Origin of the sequence: Natrononativus amylolyticus (genome assembly GCF_024362525.1) — an archaeon.
In the GTDB taxonomy this organism is placed as follows: domain Archaea; phylum Halobacteriota; class Halobacteria; order Halobacteriales; family Natrialbaceae; genus Natrononativus; species Natrononativus amylolyticus.
Window position 1 is genome coordinate 2,739,932 of record NZ_CP101458.1, and the last position, 23,169, is coordinate 2,763,100.

Sequence of the window (23,169 nt, forward strand, 5' to 3'; positions counted from 1 at the left end):
CGCCAAAAACGTTGTCCTCGACGGCCGAACGCCGACCGCCGGCGACGAGCAGTCATCCCCCGATTCGTTCGACCGTCGGCGACCGGTCGCCGACGAGCGCCGCCTCGAGCGTCTCACACACCCGGACGGGACCTGCGGAACCGCCGGCGGCAGCGACGCTCCCGACGGTCGTCGGGTCGAACGGCACGTCGAGGGCGTCGTAGACGGGCTCGAGGACGCCCGCGAGCGCCGACCGGTTGTCGGCGACGAGGATACCCGAGACGAGCGCGGCCTCGGTCGTCACGCGCTGGGCGATGCCCACGAGCTTCGCGGGCGCGCCGTCGACGGACGCGGACAGCGAGTGTGCGCCCGGACAGAACGAGTCGGCGGGTTCGCCGGGCTCGGGCTCGACGCCCAGATCACGGAGCGCGGCGGCGACGTCCGCGGTCAGCCGGTCGTATCGCCCGTCGGTCCCCCGGCGGAAGTCCGCGACCGGCTCCGTGCGGGCGAACGCGAGGGTCGTCTCCCCGTCGTAGGCGACCGCCCGACCGCCGACGCTGCGCTCGACGGGCGGAAAGCCCGCCTCGTCGGCGGCCGCTCGCGCCCGGTCGTACCCCTCGAGGCGGGAGTCCCGGCGGCCGAAGGCGACCTGGCGGTGGGGCGTCCACACCCGCACCGCGGGCTCGCCCGTCTCCGCCGTCGTCTCGAGCAGCCGCCCGCTGGCGGCCCGGTCGTCCTCGATCGTGGCCGCCCGCCCGCGGAACACGCGCATGCGACGGCGTTAGGAGCCGACGAACCTAAACGCTCCCGTCACCGACCGACGAACGATGGCCGTCACGCTCGGAGAGGAGGTGCTGGGACAGTACCAGCGGTTCTCGCTGTACAACTCGCCGTACCCCGCCCACGACGCCGGCTGTGCGATCGACCTCTACCCCGGAACGCTCCGGAACGGCCGAACGACCGCCGCCCCCAGCCCGGTCGCCGGAACCGTTCTCGAGACGAAAACCGTCCGCGCGCCGCCGAAGCCCTACGCCCCCGAGAACGATCACCTGATCCTGCTCGAGTGCGCGTCGCCGGCGTCCGTCGAGGGGCTCGTCGCCCGCGTGCTCCACGTCGAACCGACCGTCTCGGCGGGCGACCGCGTCGAGATCGGTGACTCCCTCGGACGGCTCGTTCGGGCGGGCTTTTTCGCCCCCTGGGTCGACAATCACCTCCACGTGGGGTTTCGCCGACCCGCACAGAACCCCCACCGGGCGTCAGGATCGCTCCCGCTCGAGGTCGGCGTGGAGGTGCGGGGACTCGAGTGGTCCGGCCGCGGCACGGTCGTCGCGACGGGCGAGACGTACGCGGTCCTCGACGAGCCCCGCCACCCGTCTCCGGGCTCGGACTTCGTTGGAATCCGCGCCGACGGAGCCGGCGTGCTCGACGGCGGGCTACCACACTACGACGACGGCGGCCTCCACGGCGGTTGTGACGGCGTGGTTCGGCTCAACGGCGACGCGCTGGGGGCAGCCAACGGGCGCACCATCTCGTGGGACGAGGTGGCCGTCACGGCAAACGGCGAGGTGATCACCGGCCTCTCGTTTTTCTGCGCGCGCGACGCCGACTTCGGCGCGAAGCTGATCCACCCCGGTCACGACCTGCGCGTCGGCGACGCGGTGTCGGTCCGGGTGGGCCCTCTCGAGCGCGCCGACGAACCAGCCGACCGGTGAGCTGTCGGGGTGATACCATTTTGTCGCCGCGTCGCGTAGAACTCCCTCCGACGATGGTCGCCATTCTCAGGTTCAACGTCCCGATCTCGGAGTCGGCGTTAGGGCGGGCGCTGCAGTCACACGCTGGCACGAGCGTCGAACTCGAGTCGCTGGTTCCCAGCGGGACGGCCTCGGTGCCGTTCTTCTGGGTGTACGCGCGCGACCCCGACGCGGTCGCCGACTCGCTTCGAGAGGTGTCGTCGATCAGGGCCGCGAGCGTCGTCGAGACTGTCGGCGACGCGACCCTGCTCGCCCTCGAGTGGGACGTCGACGGCGACCGGCTGTTTCGCGCGATCACCGACTGCGACGGCTCGATCCTGCGGGCGGTCTGTCAGGACGACCGCTGGGAGATCACCATCAGGTTCCCCGAACACGAGCAGCTCTCGGCGTTCAAACGCAGCTGCGAGGACGCCGGTCTCAGCCCCGTCGTCGACCAGATCTACCACCACACCGACCACGCCGCCGACCCGCGGTTCGGGCTGACGGACCACCAGCGAGCGGCGCTGACTCTCGCGGTCGAACGCGGCTACTACGATATCCCGCGGCGGTGTACGACTGCCGACCTGGCCGAGGAGCTCGGGATCTCGGCGCAGGCGGTGACCGAACGGCTCCGTCGGGCGATCGCGAACATCACCGAACACACGTTGCTGTCCTCGAGATCGTCGGTCAAACTGTAAGCTCACGCCGGCCATGATCGGTCAAGCCACCGTGTTAACCGGCTCGCGGCCGTACTCACGGGTAGAGGTAGGACGAATGGGTGATCCAAACGTCGATAACACGCCGGACAGCGAGGACCGTTCGTCGCCCGAGAGCGAACTCTACATGATGGAGGGGCGAACGTACGTCCTCTGTAGCGTCGAGTTCCCGTCCACCCGCTGGATCGAAACCGACGAGGTTGCCGATCTGAACGAGTGGCGGTGAGACAGTCTACTTGTATCGAATCGACTCGTGAACGCGGATCGCCCATCGTGGAGTGTCGATCCTCGGTGTCTACAGCCGCCGCTCGAGGAACTCACCCACGAGCCGAAGCGACCGGATCTTCTGATCGACGTCGGTCGAGCCGTGGCCCTCCGCGCCGAGTTCCTCGTACTCGTAGTCCTGGCCTTCCTCGTACCCCAACTCCTCGAGCCGATCCCGGAAAATCTCCGCCTGCGACAGCGGCACCCGCGAGTCGTTGACGCCGTGGACCATCAACAGGGGCGCCTCGAGGTTCTCGGCGTGGGTGACCGGACTGCGCTCGCGGTAGAGGTCGGGGTTCTCCTCGGGGGTGCCCAGGTACTTCTCGAGGAGGCCCACGCGGTAGTGGGGCATCGATTCGTCGTACATCGCCTCGAGGTCGGTGACGCCGATCCAGGCGACGCCGGCGGCGTACAGTTCGGGGTAGGCGACCAGCTGCCAGTAGGCGCTGTAGCCGCCGTAAGAGCCGCCGAAGACGGCGATCCGGTCCTCGTCGATCCACTCCCGGTCGGCGAGCCAGCGGGTTCCCGCGGCGATGTCGTCCTGCTCGCCGCCGCCCCAGTCCTCGATGAGGAGGTTCTTGAACTCCCGGCCGCGGCCGACGGAGCCCCGGTAGTTCACCTGCAGGACGGAGTACCCCTGCGCGAGGAGGTACTGCGTGCGGTAGCCGAAATCGAGCAGGTCGAGCGACGCCGGTCCGCCGTGGGGGTTGACGACCGCCGGCGAGGGGCGCTCGCCGGAGTCGTAGAGGATGGCGCCGATCTCCCGGCCGTCGTGGCTCGCGAAGCGGAAGTACTCGCCCTCGACGAAGCTGTCGGGGTCGATGTCGCCGTACTCGGGCTCGAGCAGCGCCGTCGACTCGCCCGACTCCACCTCGTAGTGGAGCAGCGTCGGTCGCTGGGTGGGCGTCTCCTGGGTGACGATCACCTCGCGCTCGTCGCCGACGACCGTGCCGTGGCCGGGGACGTTCGCGACGCCCTCGGGCAGGTCGAACTCGCGGGTCGTCCAGCCGTCACCGCTCGCGTCGCCCGCGCTCCTTCCACTACTCCCATCCGACCGGCCGTAAACCACCGGAACCACGGCGGCGTTTCGGAACCGCCGGACCAACAGTTCGTCGCCCTCGGGGAGGAACCCGACCGGGCTCTCGACGTACTCGCCGGAGCTCACCCACTCGAGGTCGCCGCTCTCGAGGTCGTAGATCCCGACGCGGTTCCTGTCTTCGCTGTTGTCCCCGATCAGCAGCGCGGAACCGTCGGGCGACCAGTCCGCGGCGGCGGCCTCCGCGCCGACGTCGCCGATCTCGAGATTCCGCCGGTTCGATCCGTCGGCGTCCATCACGTAGACGTCGGCGTTCTCGAGGTCGTCGGTCTCGTTGGCGGTGTAGGCGATCCGCTCGCCGTCGGGGCTGAACGAGCCGCCGCCGGCAGGTTTGTCGTACTCGGTGAGCTGCTCGACGACCCCCTCGTGGCGGTCGTAGCGGTAGAGGTTCATCTGGTCGCCGCCGTCGTTGCCGAACAGCAGCCAGCGGCCGTCCTCGCTGACGTCCTGCAGGATCGTCTGGCCCTCCCGTTCGATCACCGGCTCGACGTCGCCCTCGAGGGAGATCGCGAACACGTCGTTCTGCTCGTCGCCGGCGTCGTCCGCGTGGAAGTAGATGGTTTCGCCGTCCGGCGCCCACCGGAACGGCCAGCGGGCGTTTCGGGGCACGTCGCCGTCCGAAAGCTGGCTCATCTCGCCGGTCTCGACGTCGATCAGGTGGAGCTCGTTGCGGCCGGTGACGTCGTAGTAGACCGCGACGTACTCGCCCGTCGGCGAGGCGGCCGGGTGGTGAAAGCTCGGGAGGCTTGCGAGTTCCTCGAGTGGCACGGCGTCTGACATGAGCGGGCGTTCACACCCGGGGCGTATCAGCCTGCGGAAAGGGGGAGTCGTATGCCGGTTGTCCATCCCTCGAATGAGTTCCGGGACTATCAGCCGTGACGCTCGCGGTGGCGCTCCGTCGCGCTCCGGTAGGCCTCGTCCTCGCGGACGCGCTCCCAGTACGCCTCGAAAACGAGGGCCGCCTCGCGCTTGTCCTCGTCGGCCCACCGCTGTGGCTCCCGCTCGGACCCCTCTTCGTATTTCCGTCCGCCCGGATACTTCGCGTAGCGCATCGCCCGCGTGTACCCCATCTGGAGGTACTTGCGGGCCATATCCATTCCCGGAAACTCGTCGTTCTCGCGGTAGCTCTCGTAACGCTCGTAGATCGCTTCGGCGGCCTCCCGGGCCGACTCCTCGTCGCTGTACGACCACAGCGGGAGCAGTTCGCTCTTGTACGGCTCGACCTTGAAGACGCCTTCTTCGCCGCGGCCGATTTCGTACCGGCCGGGGTGTTCGCGGAAGTTCGTCTCGTGCTCCGGGCCGTCGTCACTCATGGGAAGGGTAAGGACTCGAGTCGGATGAACTCCCGGCAGGCAGGCCGTGCGGGCGCGAGTAAACGATCGACAACGGAGCGAATCGGACAAACGGCACACACAAACCCCTGGCTCGCACACTCGAGGACATGACCGCGGAAGACGAGTTCGAAGCCCACCGCACCCTCTTGCAGGGGTACATCGACGAGAACCACGAGTTCCTCTCCTGGCTCGGGACGACCGTCGACCACGTGGGGCAGGGGACGATGACGATGTCGATCCCCTACGACGACAAGCTGACGAACACCCGTCCGAACGGCGACGGGCGGCGGCCGGACATCCACGGCGGCGTCGCCGCCACGCTCGTCGACACCGTCGGCGGACTCGCACTGCGAACGGAGTTCGACGAGCCGACCAGCGGCGGGGTCGCTACGATCAATTTGAACGTGAACTACCTCCGTCCGGCGACCGGCGACCTCCGTGCGACCGCTGACGTGGTGCGGGCGGGCTCGAGCGTCGGCGTCAGCGAGATCACCGTCGAGACGACGACTCTCGACGGCGAAATCGTGAAGGTGGCGACGGGCCAGGGGGCCTACCGGCTGTTTCGCGTCGAGTGAGCGAGAGGCGGGCGGAACGGCCCCAACCCCGGACGTTTTGGCCGTCGGCGTAGTGCCCTCGAGTGACATGACCGACAGCGACGAGACAGCAGAGACCGAGGGAGGAACGGCTGACGGAAGCGGCGACGACCGGCCGCGGCTGGTCGGAATGAACCACGTCGCCCTCGAGGTGGGCGACATCGAGGAGGCCCTCGAGTTCTACGAGTCGCTGTTCGCGTTCGAACTGCGCGGCCGCGGGGAGTCGAGCGCCTTCCTCGACATTGGCGATCAGTTCCTCGCGCTCTCGGCGGTCGACGACCCCGACGGCCCCGACGAGAAGCGCCACTTCGGGCTCGTCGTCGACGACCTCGAGGCCGCAAAACGGCGGTTCGAGGAGCAAGGCGTCGACCGCCTCGACACCGGCGGAACGGACATCCGCGACCCGTGGGGCAATCGCCTCCAGCTGGTCGAGTACGGCCAGGTCCAGTTCACGAAAGCGGACCACGTCCTCGGGGGGATGGGTCTCGCTCTCGAGAAGAGCGACGGGGCGCTCGAGGAACTCGCGGAGAAGGGAATGAAACCGGAGTGACGCCCCCTCTCGAGGTTGTTTCCGTCGATAACGCGGACCACGGAGGACGTAATCAGCACGGTGTTCGAATCCCACGGTGTTCGAGTCCGTAGAAGAGCCTGTGGCGGCTACACGGACGCCGTCAGACCGCCGTCGACGCGGATGTTCTGTCCGGTGAGGTAACTCGAGGCGGGCGAGAGGAGGTACGCGACCGCATCCGCGATCTCCCCGGTCCGTGCCGGCCGTCCCATCGGGATTCGCTCCCTCGTCCCCTCGTCGACGTCGTAACTGTCGACGAACCCCGGTTGCACGGTGTTCATTCGGATTCCGGCCCCCGCGTACCGGTCGGCGTAGAGTTTGGTGAAACTCCCGAGTCCGGCCCGGAGCACCGAGGAGACGGGAAACTCGCTCGAGGGTTCGAACGCCGAGAACGTGGAGATGTTCACGATCGACCCGTGACCCTGTTCTTCCATGATGGGGGTGACGAGCCGGGCCATCCGGACGGCGTTCAACAGCACGAGGTCCAGTCCCTCGTGCCACTCCTCGTCCGAAATCTCGAGGAGGTCGCCCGCGGGCGGGTGGCCCGTGTTGTTCACCACCGCGTCGATGCGCCCGTAGCGTTCGTACGTCGTCTCGACGAGGGCTGCCAGGTCGTCGGGATCTGTCACCGAGCCCTCGAACCCGTCCCCGCCGAGTTCGTTCGCGACCTCGACGGCGCCACCCGACCGGGACAACAGCACCGGCGTGTATCCGTCATCGGCCAACCGTCGGGCACAGGCCGCTCCGATGCCGCTTCCAGCCGCCGTCACGACCGCGACGTTCGGGTCAGTCATACAACGAACTACCGCGACCGCGGTCGTAAAAATATCGCGTGTACACCCCGAGAAATGTGCGTACACCGGACAGATCGTCTTCGCGCACCGCTTCGTACGCCGCCCGCGCCGGTATCGGGTCAGGCGGAGACGGCGGCCGTACCGAGACGCGCACCCGTCGAATAAACGTACCCGCAGCGCGAGCACCTGGACGCGGTCGGCGCGACAGACGGTCCAGAGTCAGGCGAACTCGAGCTCCCGACTCTCGATCACGTCGCCGAACAGCCACCCCGCGTGCTCTACGGCGTACTCGTGGTGGTCGTCCTCGATGGCGCCGATACAGTCTTCGACCAGCAGCGGGCGGAAGTCCCGCAGCCCGGCGCTGCCGGCGGTGTGGAGCACGCAGACGTTCGCGAGGGTGCCACAGAGCACGAGGTTCCTGATGCCCCGCGCTCGGAGCCAGCCCTCGAGTTCGGTGTTGTAGAAGGCGTCGTAGGTGTGTTTCTCGACGATCAGGTCCTCGTCGCGCACGTCGAGGTCCTCGACCAGGTCGGCCTCCCAGGAGCCCTCGAGGACGTGCTCGCCCCACCGCTCGAACTCGTCGTAGTAGTGGGCGTCCTCGAACTGCTCGGGCGGGTGGACGTCGCGGGTGTAGACGATCTGTACCCCGGCGCCTCGAGCGCGACCGACGAGGCTGACGATCGGGTCGATGACGGCCTCGCTGCCGGGGGCGTACAGCGAGCCGTCAGGGTGACAGAAGCCGTTTTGCATGTCGACGACGACGACCGCGGTGGTGTCCGGATCGAGCTGTGTCGCTCCCATACGCGACTCGAGGGCCGGCCCGACGATAGTTCTTATCGCCCTCTCGCCGGCGTCGACTGTCGATTGACTGAACACGTAGCTTTATACTTCGGTTCACCTGACTGTACGTGATGGAAACCTCTCCGGGACGTGTCCTGTTTCTCTCGGTGATACTCTGTCTCGCCGGCGCAACCGTAGCGATAGCCCTCGTGAGCCCGGCGCTCGCCGGAGACGACGCGGACCTCGTCGAAGCCTGTGCGGTGACGCCCCCCGAAGACCACGCCGCCCCCGCCGAGGGCAACGAGACGATCGGCTGGTTCGACGGCTACTGGTACGACGAACCCCTGAACATCGACGCCAGCGACGGGATCACCGAGGACGAGCTCGAGGCGCTCAGCGCCCGCACCGCGGCCCGGTTCGAGGCGATGCGCTGTCTGGCCTTCGAGGAGCTCCCGCCCGTCGAGATCATCGACCGCGAGACGTTCGCCGAGCAGAACGAAGCGCAGTACGCGGCCGTCGACGACCGGACGCGGCTGTACGACAACGCCCAGTTCGAGGCGCTGTTGCTGATCGGCAGCGACGAGGACGCGGTCGACGTTCGGCAGGAAGACCGAAGCGCGACCGTCGGCGGCTACTACAACTTCCAGGAGGGGGAGATCGTCGTCGTCTCCGACGACCCCGACACCTTGCTGATCGACGAGGCGATACTGGCCCACGAGCTCGGCCACGCCCTCCAGGACCAGCACTTCGACCTGGCGGGCTACCAGCGCGATACCCAGGATCTCGACAACGGCAAACTGGGCGTCATCGAGGGCGACGTGCATCGTATCGAACACCGATACCTCGAGTACTGCGCCGAGGACCGCTGGAGCGAGCCGTGTATCACGGAGGGCGATCCGACGGCCGAGGAGCCACAGGACGACGCCGGCGAGCCGCCCAGTTGGGGGCTGTACTTCATGCAGTTCCAGCCCTACAGCGACGGGCCGGCGTTCGTCGATCACGTCTACGAGTCGGGCGGCTGGGACGCCGTCGACGCGCTGTACGACGAGATGCCGACCTCCTCGCTGCACACGATTTCCCCCGAGACGTACGGCGAGGTCGACCCCGAGGCGCTCACCGTCGACGACGAGAGCAGCGACGACTGGGAGCGCCTGAACGCCGGCGGCCCGGACCACCAGGTGATCGGCCAGGCCGGCCTCTCGGCGATCCTCATGGATCCCGCTTACGACGGCAACCCGATCGTCAACCCCGAGGCGTTCCTGAACACCGACGAAACCGGCGAACTCGATCCGACGAACCCGCTCAACTACGACCTCGAGGAGACCGCGGGCTGGCGCGGCGACAGGCTCTACGTCTACCACGACGAGGAGGACCGGACCGCCTCCGTCTGGAAGCTCGCCTGGACCGACGCCGAGGAGGCCGAACGGTTCGCCGGCGCCTACGAGGACCTGATCGACCACCGCGGCGGCACGGCGGTCGACGCGGCGAACCGGACCTACGAGTTCGGCGAGGACAGCGCGTTCGACACGGCCGTCACGATCGCACAGGACGGCGACCGGCTGTGGATCGTCACCGCCCCGTCCGTCGACGAACTCGAGGCGGTCCACGGGACCGAGGCCCTCGAGGAGTCCGCGGCCGATAACGCGGCCGACGACGCGGTCGACGACGCCGACGACGCGGCGGACGAAACGCCGGGATTCGGCGCCGTCACCGCCCTGGTGGCGACGCTCGCGGTCGCCGTCGCGGTCGTCCGACGCCTGAACGGCTGAGTACCCGGCGCCGGCGGGGCGGTTCGGCGGGTCGCAGGCGACGACGATCCACGGCGGGTTTTTCTATGCTCGGTCCGAACCCGAGTCAACGTGACCGAACTACGGACGCTCGTCCTCGCCGTGATCGTCGCGACGGCGCTGTTCGCGGTGCCGCTCTCTGCGACCGGCGCGACAACGGACGCCGCGGCGGAACCGCACGGTGAGCCCTCCCCCGCCACCACGGCCCCGACCGACACGACGCCGCTCGAGCCGGCGGTTGCACAGACGACCGAGCGGGACGACCCCGAGACGAACGAGACGGTCGGCTACGTCGAGGGCTACTGGTACGACGACGAACTCGACGTCGACGACGGGGAGAGCGCCGCGCTCTCCCCGTCCGAACTCGAGGCGGTCGTCTACCGCTCGATGGCCCGCGTCGAGGTGATCCGCGAGCTCACCTTCGAGGAGGCCGTCGAGGTCGACGTCATCTCGCGGGAGGCGTTCGACGAGGAGGTCGACGAGCTGTTCGGCGGCGAGGACGACCGTCTCGTCCGGAACGTCCACGCCGAGGCGCTGTTCATGGTCGACAGGGAGACCGACGCGCTCGAGGAGTACGAGGCCCTCTACAGCGGCGCCGTCGCCGGCTACTACGATCCGGTGACCGACGAAGTCGTGCTCGTCTCCGACTCGCCCGAGGAACCCGAGGTCGACGAGGTGATCCTCGGCCACGAGCTGCTCCACGCCCTCCAGGACCAGCGCTTCGACCTCCAGCGCTACGAGAAGGGGACGCAGGATCAGGCGCACGCGAAAGACGGCCTGATCGAGGGCGACGCCGTTCTGGTCGAGCGGGCGTACGAGGAACGCTGCGGCGGGGAGTGGAGCTGCGTTCTCCCGAGTGCCGCCACGACCGGCCCGCCCTCGTACAACGTCGGCCTGTTTCTCACGCTGTTTCACCCCTACAGCGACGGGCCGGTGTACGTCGACCACCTCCGGGACGAGGGCGGCTGGGACGCCGTCGACGACGCCTACGACGAGCCGCCGGCGAGCAGCGCCGAGGTCATCCGCCCCGGCGACGACCGCGAGCCGGCGGCGATCGACCACGACGACCGCTCGAGCGACCGCTGGGACCCGGTCGACGACGGCCGCGAGCGCGTCGGCGAAGCCGGGATGGCCTCGATGTTCATGCACCAGGCCCTCGAGTCGGACGAGGCCACGCTCGCGGCTGGCGACGTCTACGACGACGGCCTCTCCACCTACGACTACGACCACGAGCTGACCGACGGCTGGGCGGGCGACGAACTCGTCGTCTACGCCACCGAGGAGAACGCGATCGAGGAGAGCGGCTACGTCTGGGAAACCGAGTGGCTCGACGAGGACCACGCCGAGCAGTTCCTCGCGGGCTACCTGGAACTGCTCGAGGCCCACGGCGCCGAGTCGGTCGACGACCGCGCGGACACCTACGCGATCGACGGGGCGTTCCCCGGCGCCTACGCCCTCGAGGCCGACGGCGAGTCGGTGACGATCGTCCGCGCGCCCACGGTCGACGAACTGTCCGAGATCCGCTCGGACGCCGGAACGGCAGGCGAGGACTCGATCGACGTCGACGACGATGCCGACGACGGAGTCGGGAGCGACGACGACGGGGCGGGCGGCGCGGCCGATCGCCTCCCCGGCTTCGGTCCCGGAGTCGCCGTCGCCGCCGTGCTCGGGCTGGCCCTGCTGGCGACCCGGCGTTCCTGAGGCGGAAACGCTTTGCCGTCACCGACCTTCTCTCCGGCAGATGCGACTGAGGGTGGCCGCAGCCGTCGTGTTCGTGCTCCTCGTTTCCGGCTGTGCCGCCCCGACGGCCGTCCCCGACGCCGACGTCGGCGCCGACCGCGAACTCGGGACGATCGGCGAGTTCACCGCGAACGACAGCCTCGAGATCGACGCCGACGGCGAGCTCTCGCGGGCCGACCTCGAGGCCCTGAAGTACCGCTCGATGGCCCGCGTCGAGGTGATCCGCGGCGAGCGGTTCACCGAGGACGTCGGGTTCGAGATCATCACGCGAGCGGAGTACCGCGAGCGGACCGACCGGGCGGCGGAACCCGCCGACCCGTTCACGAACGAACTCTGGCGCGGAGCGTTCGTCGTCGACGGCGAGACCGACGTTAACGAGGCGTTCGACGAGCTGTACGGCGGCGCCGTCCAGGGGTACTACAGCTCGGGGACGATCGTGATCGTCACCGACGGCGAGGGGACGCGGATAGACCGGAACACGCTCGTCCACGAGCTCGTCCACGCCCTCCAGGACCAACACGACAGACTCGAGCGCGAGGGAACCACGCTCGACGAGCGCCGGGCCGAGACCGGCCTGTTCGAGGGCGAGGCGAACTACGTGCCGATCCTGTACGGTGACCGCTGTGACGAGGAGTGGGAGTGTCTGCCCGCCCACTCCGGCGAGAACGCCAGCGGCGCCGAACTCGAGGCCCAGCCCTTCAACCCCGGACTGTTCCTCTCGGTGTACGCCCCCTACGCCGAGGGGCTGGCGTTCGTCGAGCACCGCCACGAGGCCGGCGACTGGGCGGCGGTCGACGAGGCGTTCGAGGAGCGGCCGAGGAGCACCGCGGAGCTGATCCACCCCGAGCGCTATCCCACGGAGCCGGTCGCCGTCGACGTCGAGGACCGATCGACGGCCGACTGGGAGCCGTTTACCGTGGACGACGCCGGCAACGAGGTCCGGACCGAAACCGTCGGCGAGGCGACGCTGTTCGCTACCCTCTGGGCGAACGGCGCCGTCGACAGACCGCTCACGGAGGGAGCGAGAGGGTCCTCGCCGTACAATTACTCCTACTCCGCGACCGACGGCTGGGCCGGTGACACGTTCGTCGGCTACCACGACGAGGACAATCGCAGCGCCCACGTCTGGCGCCTCGCCTGGGAGTCCAACGACGACGCCGAGGCGTTCGCCGACGCCTACCGGGACGTCCTCGAGTACCGGAACGCGACGCAGGTCGAGGCGGACACCTACCGGATCGAGGGCGGCCCGTTCGCGGGCGCCTACCGGATCTCGGTCGACGGCGACGTCGTGGAACTCGTCGGCGCGCCGACGGTCGACGACCTCGAGGAAGTGCGACCGAGCGAGTCGGCTTCGACGATCGCAGCGGTCTCGGCGTCGACCCCGCTCGCTCCCGACGAACGCGGCGACGCGGGCGGTACCGCGGCGGCCGGAGGCGCCATCGCCGCGCCGGTCGACGGCTGATGCTCCCGGAATCGAGCAGTTTTAACGCGTGCCAGCGGAACCCACGGGTATGTCGAACCCGTTCGGAACCGTCTCCGCCGAGGCGATTCTCGACGCCACCGCCACCGACGCCTACTTCGAGCGCACCCGCACCACCCTCGAGCACGCGGGGAAGAACCCCCGCGTCGTCGCCGAGGTGACCGCCGACCAGTTCTCGACCGGCGCGTTCGAGGTGTTCACCGGCATCCGGGACGTCGCCACGCTGTTCGAGGGGCGGTCGGTCGACGTCGACGCGCTGGCCGACGGCCGGCTGTTCGACGGCGGTCCCGTCTGCCGGATCGAGGGCGACTACCTCGCGTTCGCCGAGTGCGAGACCTCCCTCCTGGGATTTCTCTCCCAGCCGAGCGGATTCGCGACGCGGGCGCTCGAGGTCCGGCGGGCGGCCCCCGACTCGCAGGTGCTCTCTTTCGGCGCCCGCCACGTCCACCCGTCGATCGCGTCGGTGGTCGAGCGGGCGGCGCTGCTCGCGGGTCTGGACGGGTTCTCACACGTCGCCGCGGGCGAAATCCTCGGGCGGGAGGCGAGCGGGACGATGCCCCACGCGCTCATGTTCTGTTTCGGCGAGGGCGAGCAGGCGGCGGCCTGGGAGGCCTTCGACGAGGCCGTCCCCGCGGACGTCCCGCGGATCGCCCTGACGGACACGTTCTGGGACGAGAAGAGCGAGAGCCTGCTGGCCGCGGAGACCCTGGGAGAGCGCCTCGACGGCGTGCGCCTCGACACCACCGGCTCCCGGCGGGGCGACTTCCGCCACATCGTCCGCGAGGTGCGCTGGGAGCTCGACGCCCGCGGGTTCGAGGACGTGAAGATCTTCTGTAGCGGGGGGCTCGACGCCGACGCCCTCCGCGAGCTTCGCGACGTCGCCGACGGCTTCGGCGTCGGCAGCCACATCACCGGCGCGCCGGCGGTCGACTTCAGCCTCGACATCGTCGAACTCGATGGGAAACCGGTCTCGAAGCGGGGGAAGCTTGCGGGCGTCAAGGAGGTCTACCGCACCCCCGACGGCGGCCACCACGTCGGGCTCGCCGACGAGGAGGGGCCGAACGGCGCGGAGCCGCTGCTCGAGCCCCTGATCCGCGACGGCGAGGTCGTTCGTGAGGGGGACCTCGAGGCGGCGACCGAGCGCTGTCACGCCGACGCCGAGGCGGTCGGGTTCGGCCGGCCCGGCGAGTGACAGCTATAGTACGCGCTGAAAGTCAGTGCACGCCCGGTCACACCCATCGGCGGCCAGCCTCGTCGTCGAGGCCGAGGCTGGCCGCTCAGCTGTGACCGGGTGTAAACCGTTTCAACGACTACTGTAGATCGACGTGTCGGCCTGCCGACCCGTTCGCGTGCGTTTCACCTGGGGCGCCGGCGGCGGCTGCGCTCGCGAGTTGGCTGTTCCTTCGTCCCGTCGCCGCTCGACTCGTTACGGGCCGGCTCGCTCTCCAGTTGCTGCTCGCGGCGAGAGAAGGCTCCGTTGGGGCGTGGCGAGTGGGGTGCAGTCGGGAACGAGGCGCGTCGCTCAGACCTCTTCGACGCTGCCGTCGGCCTTTCGCTCGCGGAACACCTGGCCCTCGAAGAGGGTGACGACGACGTCGTCGTCCTGCCAGGCCGTCGGCGGCAGCTTCGCCTTCCGGCAGGTTCGGTCGAGGTACTCGCGTTCGCTCCAGCCGTTTTCGACGGGAACTGTCGGATAGAGCCAGCCGCCCTCGCCGCCGCCGTCGACGGCGACGCCGTGGGTGCCGAGCTCGAGGTCGGCAAGGGGGTCGTCGGTCAGGACGATGTTGCGCACCGTACAGACCGAGACGGTGAGGTTGGGAAGCTCTGAGGGCGTGACCTCCGAGCCACAGGAGTCTTCGCTCGCGGCCTCGATCGCCGCGTCGACGATGACGTGACCGAGCTGTTCGCCCGAGCGGTAGCCGCCGGCGCAGCCCCGGAGGCTGCCGCGGCCGCGAGTCGACTCGAGGCGAACGAACGCGCCGGTTCGCTCGTAGAACGTTTCTCGCATGCTACCGGGGTGTTCTCGCTGTCCGTGGCGTACGAACGACTCGACGGATTCGCGCGCGAGTTCGACCGCTCGCGCCCCGTCTTCGTAGGAGAGGTCGACGCCCTGTCGCTGGGACATACAGACAGACATGAGATTATCAACCTAAAGCGCTTCCATTCGAAGATCGGTTCGACCGCGGCACTTATTCGGCTGAAGTACCTACCAGAAATCGGAGAGAGAGCCCGGCCGCCGCGGCGGTGGCGTCGGCAACGGCGCCTCCGTACGACGTGGACCGTCCCTTCGGGACGCCCCACGCACACCGTTGTCCGACTCTCCGAGTCGCACAACGCACGCGAGGAAAGTCCCCCCACCGTTCGGGCGGGTGACCGGACGCAAGTCCGGAGCGGGAGACCGCTGGCTCTGGAACAGAAACGACACGTCTCGGCCCGATCGATGAGGCGAGCGAACCCGACCGCGAGGAAGGGGAGTTGACCCGCCGAGAGACGCACGACGAACGCGGTTCAACGCCGCGGATCGCGGGCGCGGTCTCCGACCGCGACCGGACGCGATCGACGTCGTCGACGGCCGAGGATCGATGGAACGGCGAACCCTCACCGGTGCAAGTCCGTCCCGCTGGTAGCCCGAACGCACCGCGGATTCCGCGGGCGGGGCGGACGCTCAGCCGAATGCCGGGATGAACAGAAGGGGGCTTACTCCTCTCACCACGTTCTACGGAGGAGCCGTGCGTAAAGTTACTATCCGTGATTTTCAAATGCCATGGTACGTAGTAGCAAAAGTCAGTGGTCAGGGCCGGGGGATCGTGACGTCTCTCCGGGAACGGATCGGGTACGTCGAACTCGGGGATTCCGAGAGCGGATCGGCGGAATTGCGTCGGTGAAACCGTCCTGACGGGGTCCAACGCGAGCGAAGCGAGCGGTGGGCACGTCAGGACGCGAACGCCGAAGCGAGGGCTTCGCGTCGCGAAGCCCTCGCAAGAAGTGAGCGTCCTGACGGAGATTTGAACTCCGGTCCCTGGCTCCGCAAGCCAAGAGGATAGTCCACTACCCTACCAGGACTCATCTCTCCGTAGTGTGGTTCCAGTTAAAGCCCTTTCGAAAGGACCGCGGTCGACGGCCTCTACACCCCGTTTCCGACGCGCCAACAGTTCACACAGAGACGATAAACGAACAAAGTGAAATGCGAATTTCAGCGTGGGGTATCGCTTTCAAACCGGCTCTCGAACGAGAGCGTATGAACAGACGAACACTGCTCGAGCGCCTCGCGGCGATCACCGCAGTCGGCGCCCTCGCCGGGTGTCTCGACGAGGGCGGAGATCCCGGTGACGGCGGCGATCCGGAAGACGACGGAGCGGACGACGATGAGAGCGACGAACCCGGTGACGACACCGACGACGAGCCGGGTGACGACACTGGCGACGAAGACGACACGGACGACGAGACCGACGACACCGGCGAGGACGATGCCGACGACGACGGGTCCGGCGAAATCAGCGACCAGCAGATTACGACGACCGACGCCGACTGCACGAACGGCAACGGCGGGGACGACGCCACCGTCTCCGTGGAGGCCGAAGTCGTCGAGATCACCGGGAGCCTCGGCGCGCCCGACCCGTGTCACGAGGCCGCGTTCGGCGACGTCGTCCTCGAGGACGGCGAACTTACCGTCGAGATCACGGCCGAACCGGGCGACGACGCCTGTCAGCAGTGTCTGGCGACCCTCGAGTACGAGGCAACCGTCGAGTTCGACGGCGACGCGCCGGATCACGTGGCCGTCCGCCACGACGACGACGGCGAGACGACGACGGTCGCCGAAACGGACGGGGACGAGTGAACAGCGACGGCCGTTCGACCGACGGCGGCGCCGACTTTTATAACGGATCGCGAGGCAAGAGCGGTTCGTGAGCGAGATCGTGTCCGCGTTCCGCCGGAGTCGCCGCACCGCGTTCGGTCGTCGGTCGCCCCCCTCGAGACGCCGCCGGTTGGCGATCCGGGGCCGAATGGACAACGCTTATGCGCGGGCTACTCATGAACGAGCATAGATAGTATGAGCGATATCGAGGGGATCTACGAGGACCTCGAGGCCGACGTCTCTCTCGAGGAGTTTCGCGAGGCCGTCGAGGAGAAAGTCGAACAGATGGGCGGGCTCGCAGACGAGGAGACGGCGGCGATGCTCATCGCACACGAGATCGGCGAGAGCGAAGTCAACGGCGTCGCGGACATCGAACCGGGGATGGAGGAGGTGAAGTTCCTCGCCAAGGTGGTGAGCATCGGCGAGGTTCGTACCTTCGAACGCGACGGCGAGGACGCAGACGGCCGCGTCGTCAACGTCGAGGTCGCAGACGAAACCGGCGCGGTCCGGGCGGCGTTCTGGGACGAACACGCAGAAGCCGCGGCGAACGAACTCGAAGAGGGGCAGGTACTCCGGATCAAGGGCCGACCGAAGGAGGGCTTTAGCGGGGTCGAAGTCAGCGTCGACGACGTCGAGCCCGACGACGACGTCGAGATCGACGTCCAGATCACCGACACGTACACCGTCGAGGCGCTCTCGCTCGGCCTCTCGGACGTCACGCTCGCCGGCCGCGTCCTCGACACCGGCAGCGTCAGAACCTTCGATCGGGACGACGGCTCCGAGGGTCGCGTCGCGAACGTGACCCTCGGCGATCCGACCGGCCGCATACGAGTCACCCTCTGGGACGAACAGGCCGACCGGGCGACCGAACTCGAGGCCGGAACCACCGTCGAGGTGATCGACGGTTACGTCCGCGAGCGCGACGGCGACCTCGAACTCCACGTCGGCAACCGCGGTGCCATCGAGGAGATCGACGAGGAGATCGACTACGTCCCCGAGAGCACGCCGATCGAGAGCCTCGAGATCGATCAGGTCGTCGACATCGCGGGCGTCGTCCGCTCTGCGGACCCGAAGCGGACGTTCGACCGCGACGACGGCTCGGAGGGGCAGGTCCGAAACATTCGGGTCCAGGACGCCACCGGCGACATCCGCGTGGCGATGTGGGGCGAGAAGGCCGACGTCGACGTCGGCCCCGGCGACGAGGTGGCGCTGGCGGACGTGGAGATCCAGGACGGCTGGCAGGACGACCTCGAGGCGTCGGCGGGCTGGCGGTCGACGGTCACCGTTCTCGATTCGGGTGCGGAGGCGGGCGGTGGCGCGGAGACCGAGGAGTCGAGCGACTCGGCGAACCTCTCGTCGTTCGCGGACGGGGACGCCGGCGAGGCGACCGCACCGGAAGCCGAGACCGAAACGGGGGCTGACGACGAAGCCACGGCCGACGGCGAGGAGATCGAGTTCACCGGCGTCGTCGTCCAGGCCGGCGATCCGGTCGTCCTCGACGACGGGGAGACGACCATGAGCGTCGAGACGACCGCCGACGTCGGCCTCGGCGAGGAAGTCACCGCACGCGGGATCGTCAGGGACGGCCGCCTCGAGGCGACGGACGTCTTCTGAGCCGGCCGACACCGCGTCGGTCGATCGGTCGCAGTCAGCGGGAGTCGATCGGAGAGCGCGAGAACGACGGCGACGCCGCTACGAAAAGCGTTAAGGGTGCTAGCTCCCGGTATGAAGGTATGAACGTCGAACTCCCGTTCGCCCCGGTGGACACCATCATCCGGCGGAACGCGGGCGAACTTCGGGTGAGTGCCGGCGCGTCGGAGGAGCTCGCAAAACGGATACAGGAACACGGTGCGGCGCTCGCGGCCGACGCCGCCGAACGGGCGACCGCGGACGGCCGGAAGACGCTGATGGCGTCGGACTTCGGCGTCGAAACGGTGATCGACAAGGACGACCTCGAGCTGCCGGTCGCGCCGGTCGACCGGATCGCCCGCATCCGTATCGACGACCGCTACCGCGTCTCGATGGACGCTCGCGTCGCCCTCGCCGACATCCTCGAGGACTACGCCGACAACGTGGCGCGGGCGGCGGCGACGCTCGCTCGCCACGCCGACCGGCGGACGGTCATCGCCGAGGACATCGAGACGTACTTCTCGCTGTTCGACTGACCTCATGCGTTTTGGCTACAGCGACACCTGTCTCGCACACGACCCCGGCGCTCGCCACCCCGAGACGCCGGACCGGCTGCGCGCGATCCGGGAGGGATTGAAGCGAAAACACGGCGTCGAGTACGTCGAGGCCGACCCCGCGTCGCTCGAGACGATCGCGGCCGTCCACGACCGGGAGTACGTCGAGTCCGTCCGCGAGTTCTGCGCCGACGGGGGCGGCAACTGGGACCCCGACACCACCGCCGTCGAGCGGACCTGGGAGGCCGCCACCCAGAGCGCCGGATTGGCCTGCTGGGCCGCCGACGCGGCGCTCGAGGGCGCCGACGGTCGGGAGACGCCGTTCGCGATCGGACGGCCGCCGGGTCACCACGCCGTCTCCGACGACGCGATGGGGTTCTGTTTCGTCAACAACGTCGCCGTCGCCGCCCAGCACGCCCTGGACGGGGACGACGACGTCTCGCGGGTCGCGATCGTCGACTGGGACGTCCACCACGGCAACGGCACCCAGGACATCTTCGTCGAGCGCGGCGACGTCTTCACCTGCTCGATCCACGAGCAGGGGCTGTACCCGGGCACCGGCGAGGCCGACGAGACGGGCGACGGCGACGGGGAAGGGACGACGATGAACGTGCCGATGCCCGCCGGCGCCGAGGACGTCGACTACCTCGCCGCCCTCGAGCGGGTCGTCTGTCCGGCCCTCGAGGCGTTCGATCCCGACCTCCTCCTCGTCAGCGCCGGTTTCGACGCCCACCGCCACGATCCGATCTCGCGCGTGCGACTCACGACGGAGGCGTACGCGCTCATGACCGGGCGCCTGCGGAGCCTCGCGGAGAACACCGACGCCGCGCTCGCGTTCGTCCTCGAGGGCGGCTACGGCCTCGAGGTACTGGCCGAGAGCGTCGCGCTCGTCCACGAGACGTTCGACGGTCGCGAGCCCATCGAACCCGAAGGGAACGTGAGCGACGACGTCGAAGCGGTGCTGGACGAGGTGGCGGCGGCGCACGGCCGCTGACGCCGACCGGGGCCGGTCCGATTACGGGGTCGGCTCGAAGTACCGCGTCAGTTCGGCGCCGAACTCCGCACACAGCGCCGTCACCTCCTCGCCGGACAGCACCTCGTAGCCCTCGGCGAGCGCCGTCTCGACGTGGGCGCCGAGCGCCACCCCGAACAGCGCGTCGCTCTCGAGGAACGCCCGCGCCGAGGTGAACTCGCGCTCGCGTTCGACGACGTAGCGGTCGCCGTCGATGAACGGGCCGTAGGCGTCGGCGTCGTCGGCGTACGTCTCGTAGAAGCCCTCCGCGTGCGGACGAACGTGGACCGGCGGCCCCTCGTGGCGTTCGACCGCGGGGCGTTCAGTGACGGCGAGTTCGGCGAAGATCACCGCAGCGTCGTCAGCGAACGTCGTCGCTCGGAAGACGTCGAACTCGTGATCCTCGAGCCCCGCGACGATCCCCTCGAGCGACTTCTCGAGCTGGGGGTAGAGCTGATCGTCGACGAGATCCGGCGGGGAAAAGCGCACCGCGACGGGCGTCGTCTCGCGGCGCTCGAGGTGCTCGCGCAGGTCGCCCGCCGAGAGCGGTTCGGGGTCGGCGGGGTCGAAGGGGTCGAGACGCGGGTCGGCGAGTAGCTCGCGGGCGTAGTGCTGGAGGCGGGCGACGTTCTCCGCCGAGCAGACCGCCGCGACGTTGCGCTCGGGGTCCGTTGGGTCGATGACCACCAGCGGATCGCCGAAGCTCGCGCGGCCGTGATCCTCGGGGTCGAGTTCGACCGGCGGCGACCAGTCGGCGGCGGCCTCGAGCAGGGGGCGAAAGCCGCCGTACTCGACGACCAGCAACTCGGTGAGGTAGCCGCTGAACCCCCGCGTTCGGAGGTTCGAGCCGTAGGCGCCGATCCCCTTCAGGAACTGCTTGGCGACGCGGACGTCCGCCGCGAGGTCGTCGGTCAGGCGGGCCTCGAGGTACTCGTTGTGAAACGGCGTCCGGTCGACCGCCGACCGAATCTCGGTGGCGTCCTCGAGTCGGAAACAGGGGACGACGTCGACGTCGAACCCGCCGTGGGACCCCTTCACGTAGGGGTGTTCGGCGTACTCCTCGTGGCCCTCCGGGAGGGTCTCGTGGCCGACCGCGAGCCCGTAGCGCTCGAGCGTCTCGCGGTCGAGTTCGGGCGGAAAGCGAACGAAGACGTCGATGTCGCGGTCGCCGCTGATCCAGGTGCCCCGGTCCGTCGAGCCGACCTGCACGACGTCGGCGCCGGCACAGCGGTCGGTGGCGGCGGCCGTCGCGCGCTCGAGCAGCGTTCGAGCGACGTCCTCGAGGCGGGCGCGCTCGTCGGCGTCGGGATCGATCCGCTCGTGGACCTCGGCGACGACGGCCTCGAAGTCGTCGGAGTCGGCGTCCTCGTCGGTCATTGGGGGCAGGTACTCGAGGCGGGCGGGAAAGCGTATCGGAGCGGGGTCGACCGGCGTGTGAGGAGGACACGCGGGTGGGGGGAAAACGAAAGCCCTATCAAATCCTCCGAACAACGTGAAGACGAGCCGAAGTAGCTCAGTTGGTAGAGCACCTCGCTGTTAACGAGGCGGTCCCAGGTTCGAGTCCTGGCTTCGGCGCTTCTGCTCGGAACTCACTCTCGCGAGGAGCGCTAGCGCCGAGCGAATTCGTACCGAGCAGAAGCAGGACAAACAGGCTCGAGCACGCGAGTCGCAGCCCGACACGAACGGAGCGAGTGTCCGGACCGTCTCGCACCTGTTCGAGTCCTGGCTTCGGCGCTTCTGCTCGGAACTCACTCCCGCGAGGAGCGCTAGCGCCGAGCGAATCTCTTTCGAGCGAAAGTGAAACGCCGAGCAGGCGAGTCACACGCCGGGGCGCGACCGTACAGCCTACGCGGGCTCGAGCAGCCCGTCCAGTCGCGCGGCGAGCCGGTCGGGGTCGACGAGCAGGTCGTCGTGCGGGTCGTGTGCGCTCGCCTCGACGACCATCGGTTCGTACTCGAATCCCAGCAGCCCCGAGAGGAGGTAGTACGAGGGGCGAACGAGCGTCTCGGGGAACAGTTCGACGATCAGGGGATCGTCCGCGAAGAGCATGTTCGCGAACCCGGCGCCGTGTGGCGACAGCAGGACCTCGGCGCTCGAGGCCAGCCGGATCTGGTCTGCGACCGAGAGCGACTCGAAGACGACCGGCTCGAAGCCGTAGTCGGCCAGGACGGATTCGACTTCCTCGTGGTTCGCGATCCGCCGGCCGCGCTCGGTTTCCCGACGGGAGACGTAGATCCGCCTGCCGTCGGCGCACGCTCCGGGAGCGGCGTCGACCGCAGCGCGCAGCGCCTCCCGAACCCACCGACAGTCCTCGTAGGAGAGGTCGAAGCCGTACCTGGGACCAGCCCACGACGTCGCCAGGCGGTGGTCGGTGACCAGGAGTTCGTCGACCCGGCAGCCGGCGCCGTCCCACTCGAGACACCGGTCCCCGTAGCCGAGCAGGGCAAGCGTCTCGTGGACGAACGAGGGCGCTCCCTCCTCGATCAGCACCGCCGGCTCGCGACCCGTCTCCGCCTCGTAGCGCTCGAGCAACCGGAGTTTGGGGAGGTACTCGACCAGCCAGGGGTAGTAGTAGTTGTCGTAGAACGGCACGAGCGGAAGCACGGGCGACCGGATGCGCCGGCGGGGCGACGGGGGGCGCGACGCGAGGGTTCCGAGGGCCAGCGTCCAGGCGGTTTTCGTCCCCAGAAGGGGCCTGTGTTCGGCGAAGAAGTGGTCCGGGTCCGAGCCGGCCGTATCGAGGAGGATTCGACCGTCCGCGAGCAGGCCGACCGCGGACTCGCCGGCGAGAGAACAGTTGGACAGCGAGCAGAGAAAGCGCGGTGCCGGGTCGTAGGTGCCCGAAAACTCCTCGAGTTGCGGGGGGACGTCGGTCGACGAAATTCGACGCGACGATTCGGCCCCTTCGATCCAGAGCCCGTCGCGGGCGGCCGCGTGGCGCCGTAGCTCCTCGCGGGGAACGAGCTCGAGCCCCCGGTGGAACGCGACCGACTTCGGAAAGCCGACCACCTTCGACGCCAGCACCCGCGGGCCGTGCTCGCGGTAGATCTCCGCGGCTCGAGCCGGGAGCTCGCGCGGCGCGTTCATCCGTCCCCGTGTCGATTCGGCGCTTCCGACTCGCGACCCGCCGAAAGCGGCGACCGGACGGCCGGGTCTGCGAAGCGGGGCCGCATTAGCTCGGAGAGTGCCGGCGGCTGGTCTCCGTGACGCTGCTCATGCGCTCGCGTCCACACGGGCGCTCATCAATGTGTTGCACC

Annotated in this window: 21 protein-coding genes, 2 tRNA genes and 1 other RNA gene; 15 read left to right on the forward strand and 9 right to left on the reverse strand. The window is 68.8% G+C overall.

Annotation, left to right across the window (positions count from 1 at the left end):
• Nucleotides 1-52: 52 nt before the first annotated feature.
• Complete coding sequence (locus tag NMQ11_RS14220; RefSeq protein WP_255169110.1) at nucleotides 53-751, reverse strand: lipoyl protein ligase domain-containing protein; 699 nt, start codon at nucleotides 749-751, stop codon at nucleotides 53-55.
• A gap of 55 nt (nucleotides 752-806) precedes the next feature.
• Between NMQ11_RS14220 and NMQ11_RS14225 the strand changes: the two genes are divergently transcribed.
• The 3 genes from NMQ11_RS14225 (at nucleotide 807) to NMQ11_RS14235 (ending at nucleotide 2,651) form a co-directional block, all read left to right on the forward strand.
• Nucleotides 807-1,691 (forward strand): DUF8155 domain-containing protein, encoded by an 885-nt coding sequence (locus NMQ11_RS14225; RefSeq protein WP_255169111.1) that lies wholly within the window; start codon nucleotides 807-809, stop codon nucleotides 1,689-1,691.
• Nucleotides 1,692-1,744: 53 nt separating this feature from the next.
• Nucleotides 1,745-2,407 carry a helix-turn-helix domain-containing protein gene (locus NMQ11_RS14230; protein ID WP_255169112.1) on the forward strand — a complete coding sequence of 221 codons (663 nt, stop codon included), beginning with the start codon at nucleotides 1,745-1,747 and terminating at the stop codon, nucleotides 2,405-2,407.
• 76 nt (nucleotides 2,408-2,483) lie between these two features.
• Entirely contained in the window at nucleotides 2,484-2,651 is a 168-nt protein-coding gene (locus NMQ11_RS14235; protein WP_255169113.1) for a hypothetical protein, read from the forward strand.
• A 69-nt stretch (nucleotides 2,652-2,720) separates the two neighbouring features.
• Here the strand turns inward: NMQ11_RS14235 and NMQ11_RS14240 are convergent, their stop codons facing one another.
• Both NMQ11_RS14240 and NMQ11_RS14245 read right to left on the reverse strand, forming a co-directional pair.
• Nucleotides 2,721-4,565 (reverse strand): S9 family peptidase, encoded by a 1,845-nt coding sequence (locus NMQ11_RS14240; RefSeq protein WP_255169114.1) that lies wholly within the window; start codon nucleotides 4,563-4,565, stop codon nucleotides 2,721-2,723.
• A gap of 89 nt (nucleotides 4,566-4,654) precedes the next feature.
• Entirely contained in the window at nucleotides 4,655-5,098 is a 444-nt protein-coding gene (locus NMQ11_RS14245; protein WP_255169115.1) for a DUF4385 family protein, read from the reverse strand.
• Between the two features lie 128 nt (nucleotides 5,099-5,226).
• Here NMQ11_RS14245 and NMQ11_RS14250 point away from each other — a divergent pair, with 128 nt between their 5' ends.
• Together NMQ11_RS14250 and NMQ11_RS14255 are read left to right on the forward strand one after the other, a co-directional pair.
• Nucleotides 5,227-5,694 carry a PaaI family thioesterase gene (locus tag NMQ11_RS14250; protein ID WP_255169116.1) on the forward strand — a complete coding sequence of 156 codons (468 nt, stop codon included), beginning with the start codon at nucleotides 5,227-5,229 and terminating at the stop codon, nucleotides 5,692-5,694.
• A gap of 67 nt (nucleotides 5,695-5,761) precedes the next feature.
• Nucleotides 5,762-6,262: a VOC family protein gene (locus NMQ11_RS14255; RefSeq protein ID WP_255169117.1), complete on the forward strand. Its 501-nt coding sequence runs from the start codon at nucleotides 5,762-5,764 to the stop codon at nucleotides 6,260-6,262.
• A 107-nt stretch (nucleotides 6,263-6,369) separates the two neighbouring features.
• On the opposite strand, the gene NMQ11_RS14260 is transcribed toward NMQ11_RS14255, so the two are convergent.
• Together NMQ11_RS14260 and NMQ11_RS14265 are read right to left on the reverse strand one after the other, a co-directional pair.
• On the reverse strand, nucleotides 6,370-7,074 hold the full coding sequence (locus tag NMQ11_RS14260) for an SDR family oxidoreductase (RefSeq protein WP_255169118.1): 705 nt from the start codon (nucleotides 7,072-7,074) through the stop codon (nucleotides 6,370-6,372).
• 219 nt (nucleotides 7,075-7,293) lie between these two features.
• Nucleotides 7,294-7,875 (reverse strand): cysteine hydrolase family protein, encoded by a 582-nt coding sequence (locus tag NMQ11_RS14265; RefSeq protein WP_255169119.1) that lies wholly within the window; start codon nucleotides 7,873-7,875, stop codon nucleotides 7,294-7,296.
• A 110-nt stretch (nucleotides 7,876-7,985) separates the two neighbouring features.
• Here NMQ11_RS14265 and NMQ11_RS14270 point away from each other — a divergent pair, with 110 nt between their 5' ends.
• The 4 genes from NMQ11_RS14270 (at nucleotide 7,986) to NMQ11_RS14285 (ending at nucleotide 14,053) form a co-directional block, all read left to right on the forward strand.
• Nucleotides 7,986-9,623 carry an Hvo_1808 family surface protein gene (locus tag NMQ11_RS14270; protein ID WP_255169120.1) on the forward strand — a complete coding sequence of 546 codons (1,638 nt, stop codon included), beginning with the start codon at nucleotides 7,986-7,988 and terminating at the stop codon, nucleotides 9,621-9,623.
• A 90-nt stretch (nucleotides 9,624-9,713) separates the two neighbouring features.
• A complete protein-coding gene (locus NMQ11_RS14275) occupies nucleotides 9,714-11,342 on the forward strand; it encodes an Hvo_1808 family surface protein (RefSeq protein ID WP_255169121.1) in 1,629 nt (542 codons plus the stop codon).
• Between the two features lie 40 nt (nucleotides 11,343-11,382).
• A complete protein-coding gene (locus NMQ11_RS14280; protein ID WP_255169122.1) occupies nucleotides 11,383-12,843 on the forward strand; it encodes an Hvo_1808 family surface protein in 1,461 nt (486 codons plus the stop codon).
• A 49-nt stretch (nucleotides 12,844-12,892) separates the two neighbouring features.
• Nucleotides 12,893-14,053: a nicotinate phosphoribosyltransferase gene (locus tag NMQ11_RS14285; RefSeq protein ID WP_255169123.1), complete on the forward strand. Its 1,161-nt coding sequence runs from the start codon at nucleotides 12,893-12,895 to the stop codon at nucleotides 14,051-14,053.
• A gap of 330 nt (nucleotides 14,054-14,383) precedes the next feature.
• Here NMQ11_RS14285 and NMQ11_RS14290 read toward each other — a convergent pair whose 3' ends face one another.
• The gene (locus NMQ11_RS14290; protein ID WP_255169124.1) at nucleotides 14,384-14,986 is read right to left on the reverse strand and encodes a TIGR00296 family protein; all 603 of its coding nucleotides are present in this window, start codon (nucleotides 14,984-14,986) and stop codon (nucleotides 14,384-14,386) included.
• Nucleotides 14,987-15,171: 185 nt separating this feature from the next.
• On the opposite strand from NMQ11_RS14290, the gene rnpB reads away from it, so the two are divergent.
• Nucleotides 15,172-15,564: RNase P RNA component (gene rnpB, locus NMQ11_RS14295), an RNA gene on the forward strand.
• A 287-nt stretch (nucleotides 15,565-15,851) separates the two neighbouring features.
• Here rnpB and NMQ11_RS14300 read toward each other — a convergent pair.
• Nucleotides 15,852-15,924, reverse strand: a tRNA-Arg gene (locus NMQ11_RS14300).
• Nucleotides 15,925-16,099: 175 nt separating this feature from the next.
• Here NMQ11_RS14300 and NMQ11_RS14305 point away from each other — a divergent pair.
• From NMQ11_RS14305 to NMQ11_RS14320, 4 genes are all read left to right on the forward strand, one after another.
• Complete coding sequence (locus tag NMQ11_RS14305; protein WP_255169125.1) at nucleotides 16,100-16,699, forward strand: hypothetical protein; 600 nt, start codon at nucleotides 16,100-16,102, stop codon at nucleotides 16,697-16,699.
• Between the two features lie 213 nt (nucleotides 16,700-16,912).
• Nucleotides 16,913-18,331 (forward strand): single-stranded DNA binding protein, encoded by a 1,419-nt coding sequence (locus NMQ11_RS14310; RefSeq protein ID WP_255169126.1) that lies wholly within the window; start codon nucleotides 16,913-16,915, stop codon nucleotides 18,329-18,331.
• Between the two features lie 119 nt (nucleotides 18,332-18,450).
• Nucleotides 18,451-18,882 (forward strand): histone, encoded by a 432-nt coding sequence (locus NMQ11_RS14315; protein ID WP_255169127.1) that lies wholly within the window; start codon nucleotides 18,451-18,453, stop codon nucleotides 18,880-18,882.
• A gap of 4 nt (nucleotides 18,883-18,886) precedes the next feature.
• Nucleotides 18,887-19,894 carry a histone deacetylase family protein gene (locus NMQ11_RS14320; protein ID WP_255169128.1) on the forward strand — a complete coding sequence of 336 codons (1,008 nt, stop codon included), beginning with the start codon at nucleotides 18,887-18,889 and terminating at the stop codon, nucleotides 19,892-19,894.
• A gap of 21 nt (nucleotides 19,895-19,915) precedes the next feature.
• On the opposite strand, the gene cca is transcribed toward NMQ11_RS14320, so the two are convergent.
• The gene (gene cca / locus NMQ11_RS14325) at nucleotides 19,916-21,289 is read right to left on the reverse strand and encodes a CCA tRNA nucleotidyltransferase (RefSeq protein ID WP_255169129.1); all 1,374 of its coding nucleotides are present in this window, start codon (nucleotides 21,287-21,289) and stop codon (nucleotides 19,916-19,918) included.
• A gap of 125 nt (nucleotides 21,290-21,414) precedes the next feature.
• Between cca and NMQ11_RS14330 the strand changes: the two genes are divergently transcribed.
• Nucleotides 21,415-21,487, forward strand: a tRNA-Asn gene (locus NMQ11_RS14330).
• Between the two features lie 270 nt (nucleotides 21,488-21,757).
• Here NMQ11_RS14330 and NMQ11_RS14335 read toward each other — a convergent pair.
• On the reverse strand, nucleotides 21,758-22,999 hold the full coding sequence (locus tag NMQ11_RS14335; RefSeq protein ID WP_255169130.1) for a glycosyltransferase family 61 protein: 1,242 nt from the start codon (nucleotides 22,997-22,999) through the stop codon (nucleotides 21,758-21,760).
• Between the last annotated feature and the right edge of the window lie 170 nt (nucleotides 23,000-23,169).

Excerpts from the sequence above, each read along its gene's own strand:
- NMQ11_RS14220 (WP_255169110.1), bottom strand. The coding sequence starts at position 751 with ATGCGCGTGTTCCGCGGGCGGGCGGCCACGATCGAGGACGACCGGGCC.
- NMQ11_RS14225 (WP_255169111.1), top strand. The coding sequence starts at position 807 with ATGGCCGTCACGCTCGGAGAGGAGGTGCTGGGACAGTACCAGCGGTTC.
- NMQ11_RS14230 (WP_255169112.1), top strand. The coding sequence starts at position 1,745 with ATGGTCGCCATTCTCAGGTTCAACGTCCCGATCTCGGAGTCGGCGTTA.
- NMQ11_RS14235 (WP_255169113.1), top strand. The coding sequence starts at position 2,484 with ATGGGTGATCCAAACGTCGATAACACGCCGGACAGCGAGGACCGTTCG.
- NMQ11_RS14240 (WP_255169114.1), bottom strand. The coding sequence starts at position 4,565 with ATGTCAGACGCCGTGCCACTCGAGGAACTCGCAAGCCTCCCGAGCTTT.
- NMQ11_RS14245 (WP_255169115.1), bottom strand. The coding sequence starts at position 5,098 with ATGAGTGACGACGGCCCGGAGCACGAGACGAACTTCCGCGAACACCCC.
- NMQ11_RS14250 (WP_255169116.1), top strand. The coding sequence starts at position 5,227 with ATGACCGCGGAAGACGAGTTCGAAGCCCACCGCACCCTCTTGCAGGGG.
- NMQ11_RS14255 (WP_255169117.1), top strand. The coding sequence starts at position 5,762 with ATGACCGACAGCGACGAGACAGCAGAGACCGAGGGAGGAACGGCTGAC.
- NMQ11_RS14260 (WP_255169118.1), bottom strand. The coding sequence starts at position 7,074 with ATGACTGACCCGAACGTCGCGGTCGTGACGGCGGCTGGAAGCGGCATC.
- NMQ11_RS14265 (WP_255169119.1), bottom strand. The coding sequence starts at position 7,875 with ATGGGAGCGACACAGCTCGATCCGGACACCACCGCGGTCGTCGTCGTC.
- NMQ11_RS14270 (WP_255169120.1), top strand. The coding sequence starts at position 7,986 with ATGGAAACCTCTCCGGGACGTGTCCTGTTTCTCTCGGTGATACTCTGT.
- NMQ11_RS14280 (WP_255169122.1), top strand. The coding sequence starts at position 11,383 with ATGCGACTGAGGGTGGCCGCAGCCGTCGTGTTCGTGCTCCTCGTTTCC.
- NMQ11_RS14285 (WP_255169123.1), top strand. The coding sequence starts at position 12,893 with ATGTCGAACCCGTTCGGAACCGTCTCCGCCGAGGCGATTCTCGACGCC.
- NMQ11_RS14290 (WP_255169124.1), bottom strand. The coding sequence starts at position 14,986 with ATGTCCCAGCGACAGGGCGTCGACCTCTCCTACGAAGACGGGGCGCGA.
- NMQ11_RS14305 (WP_255169125.1), top strand. The coding sequence starts at position 16,100 with ATGAACAGACGAACACTGCTCGAGCGCCTCGCGGCGATCACCGCAGTC.
- NMQ11_RS14310 (WP_255169126.1), top strand. The coding sequence starts at position 16,913 with ATGAGCGATATCGAGGGGATCTACGAGGACCTCGAGGCCGACGTCTCT.
- NMQ11_RS14315 (WP_255169127.1), top strand. The coding sequence starts at position 18,451 with ATGAACGTCGAACTCCCGTTCGCCCCGGTGGACACCATCATCCGGCGG.
- NMQ11_RS14320 (WP_255169128.1), top strand. The coding sequence starts at position 18,887 with ATGCGTTTTGGCTACAGCGACACCTGTCTCGCACACGACCCCGGCGCT.
- cca (WP_255169129.1), bottom strand. The coding sequence starts at position 21,289 with ATGACCGACGAGGACGCCGACTCCGACGACTTCGAGGCCGTCGTCGCC.
- NMQ11_RS14335 (WP_255169130.1), bottom strand. The coding sequence starts at position 22,999 with ATGAACGCGCCGCGCGAGCTCCCGGCTCGAGCCGCGGAGATCTACCGC.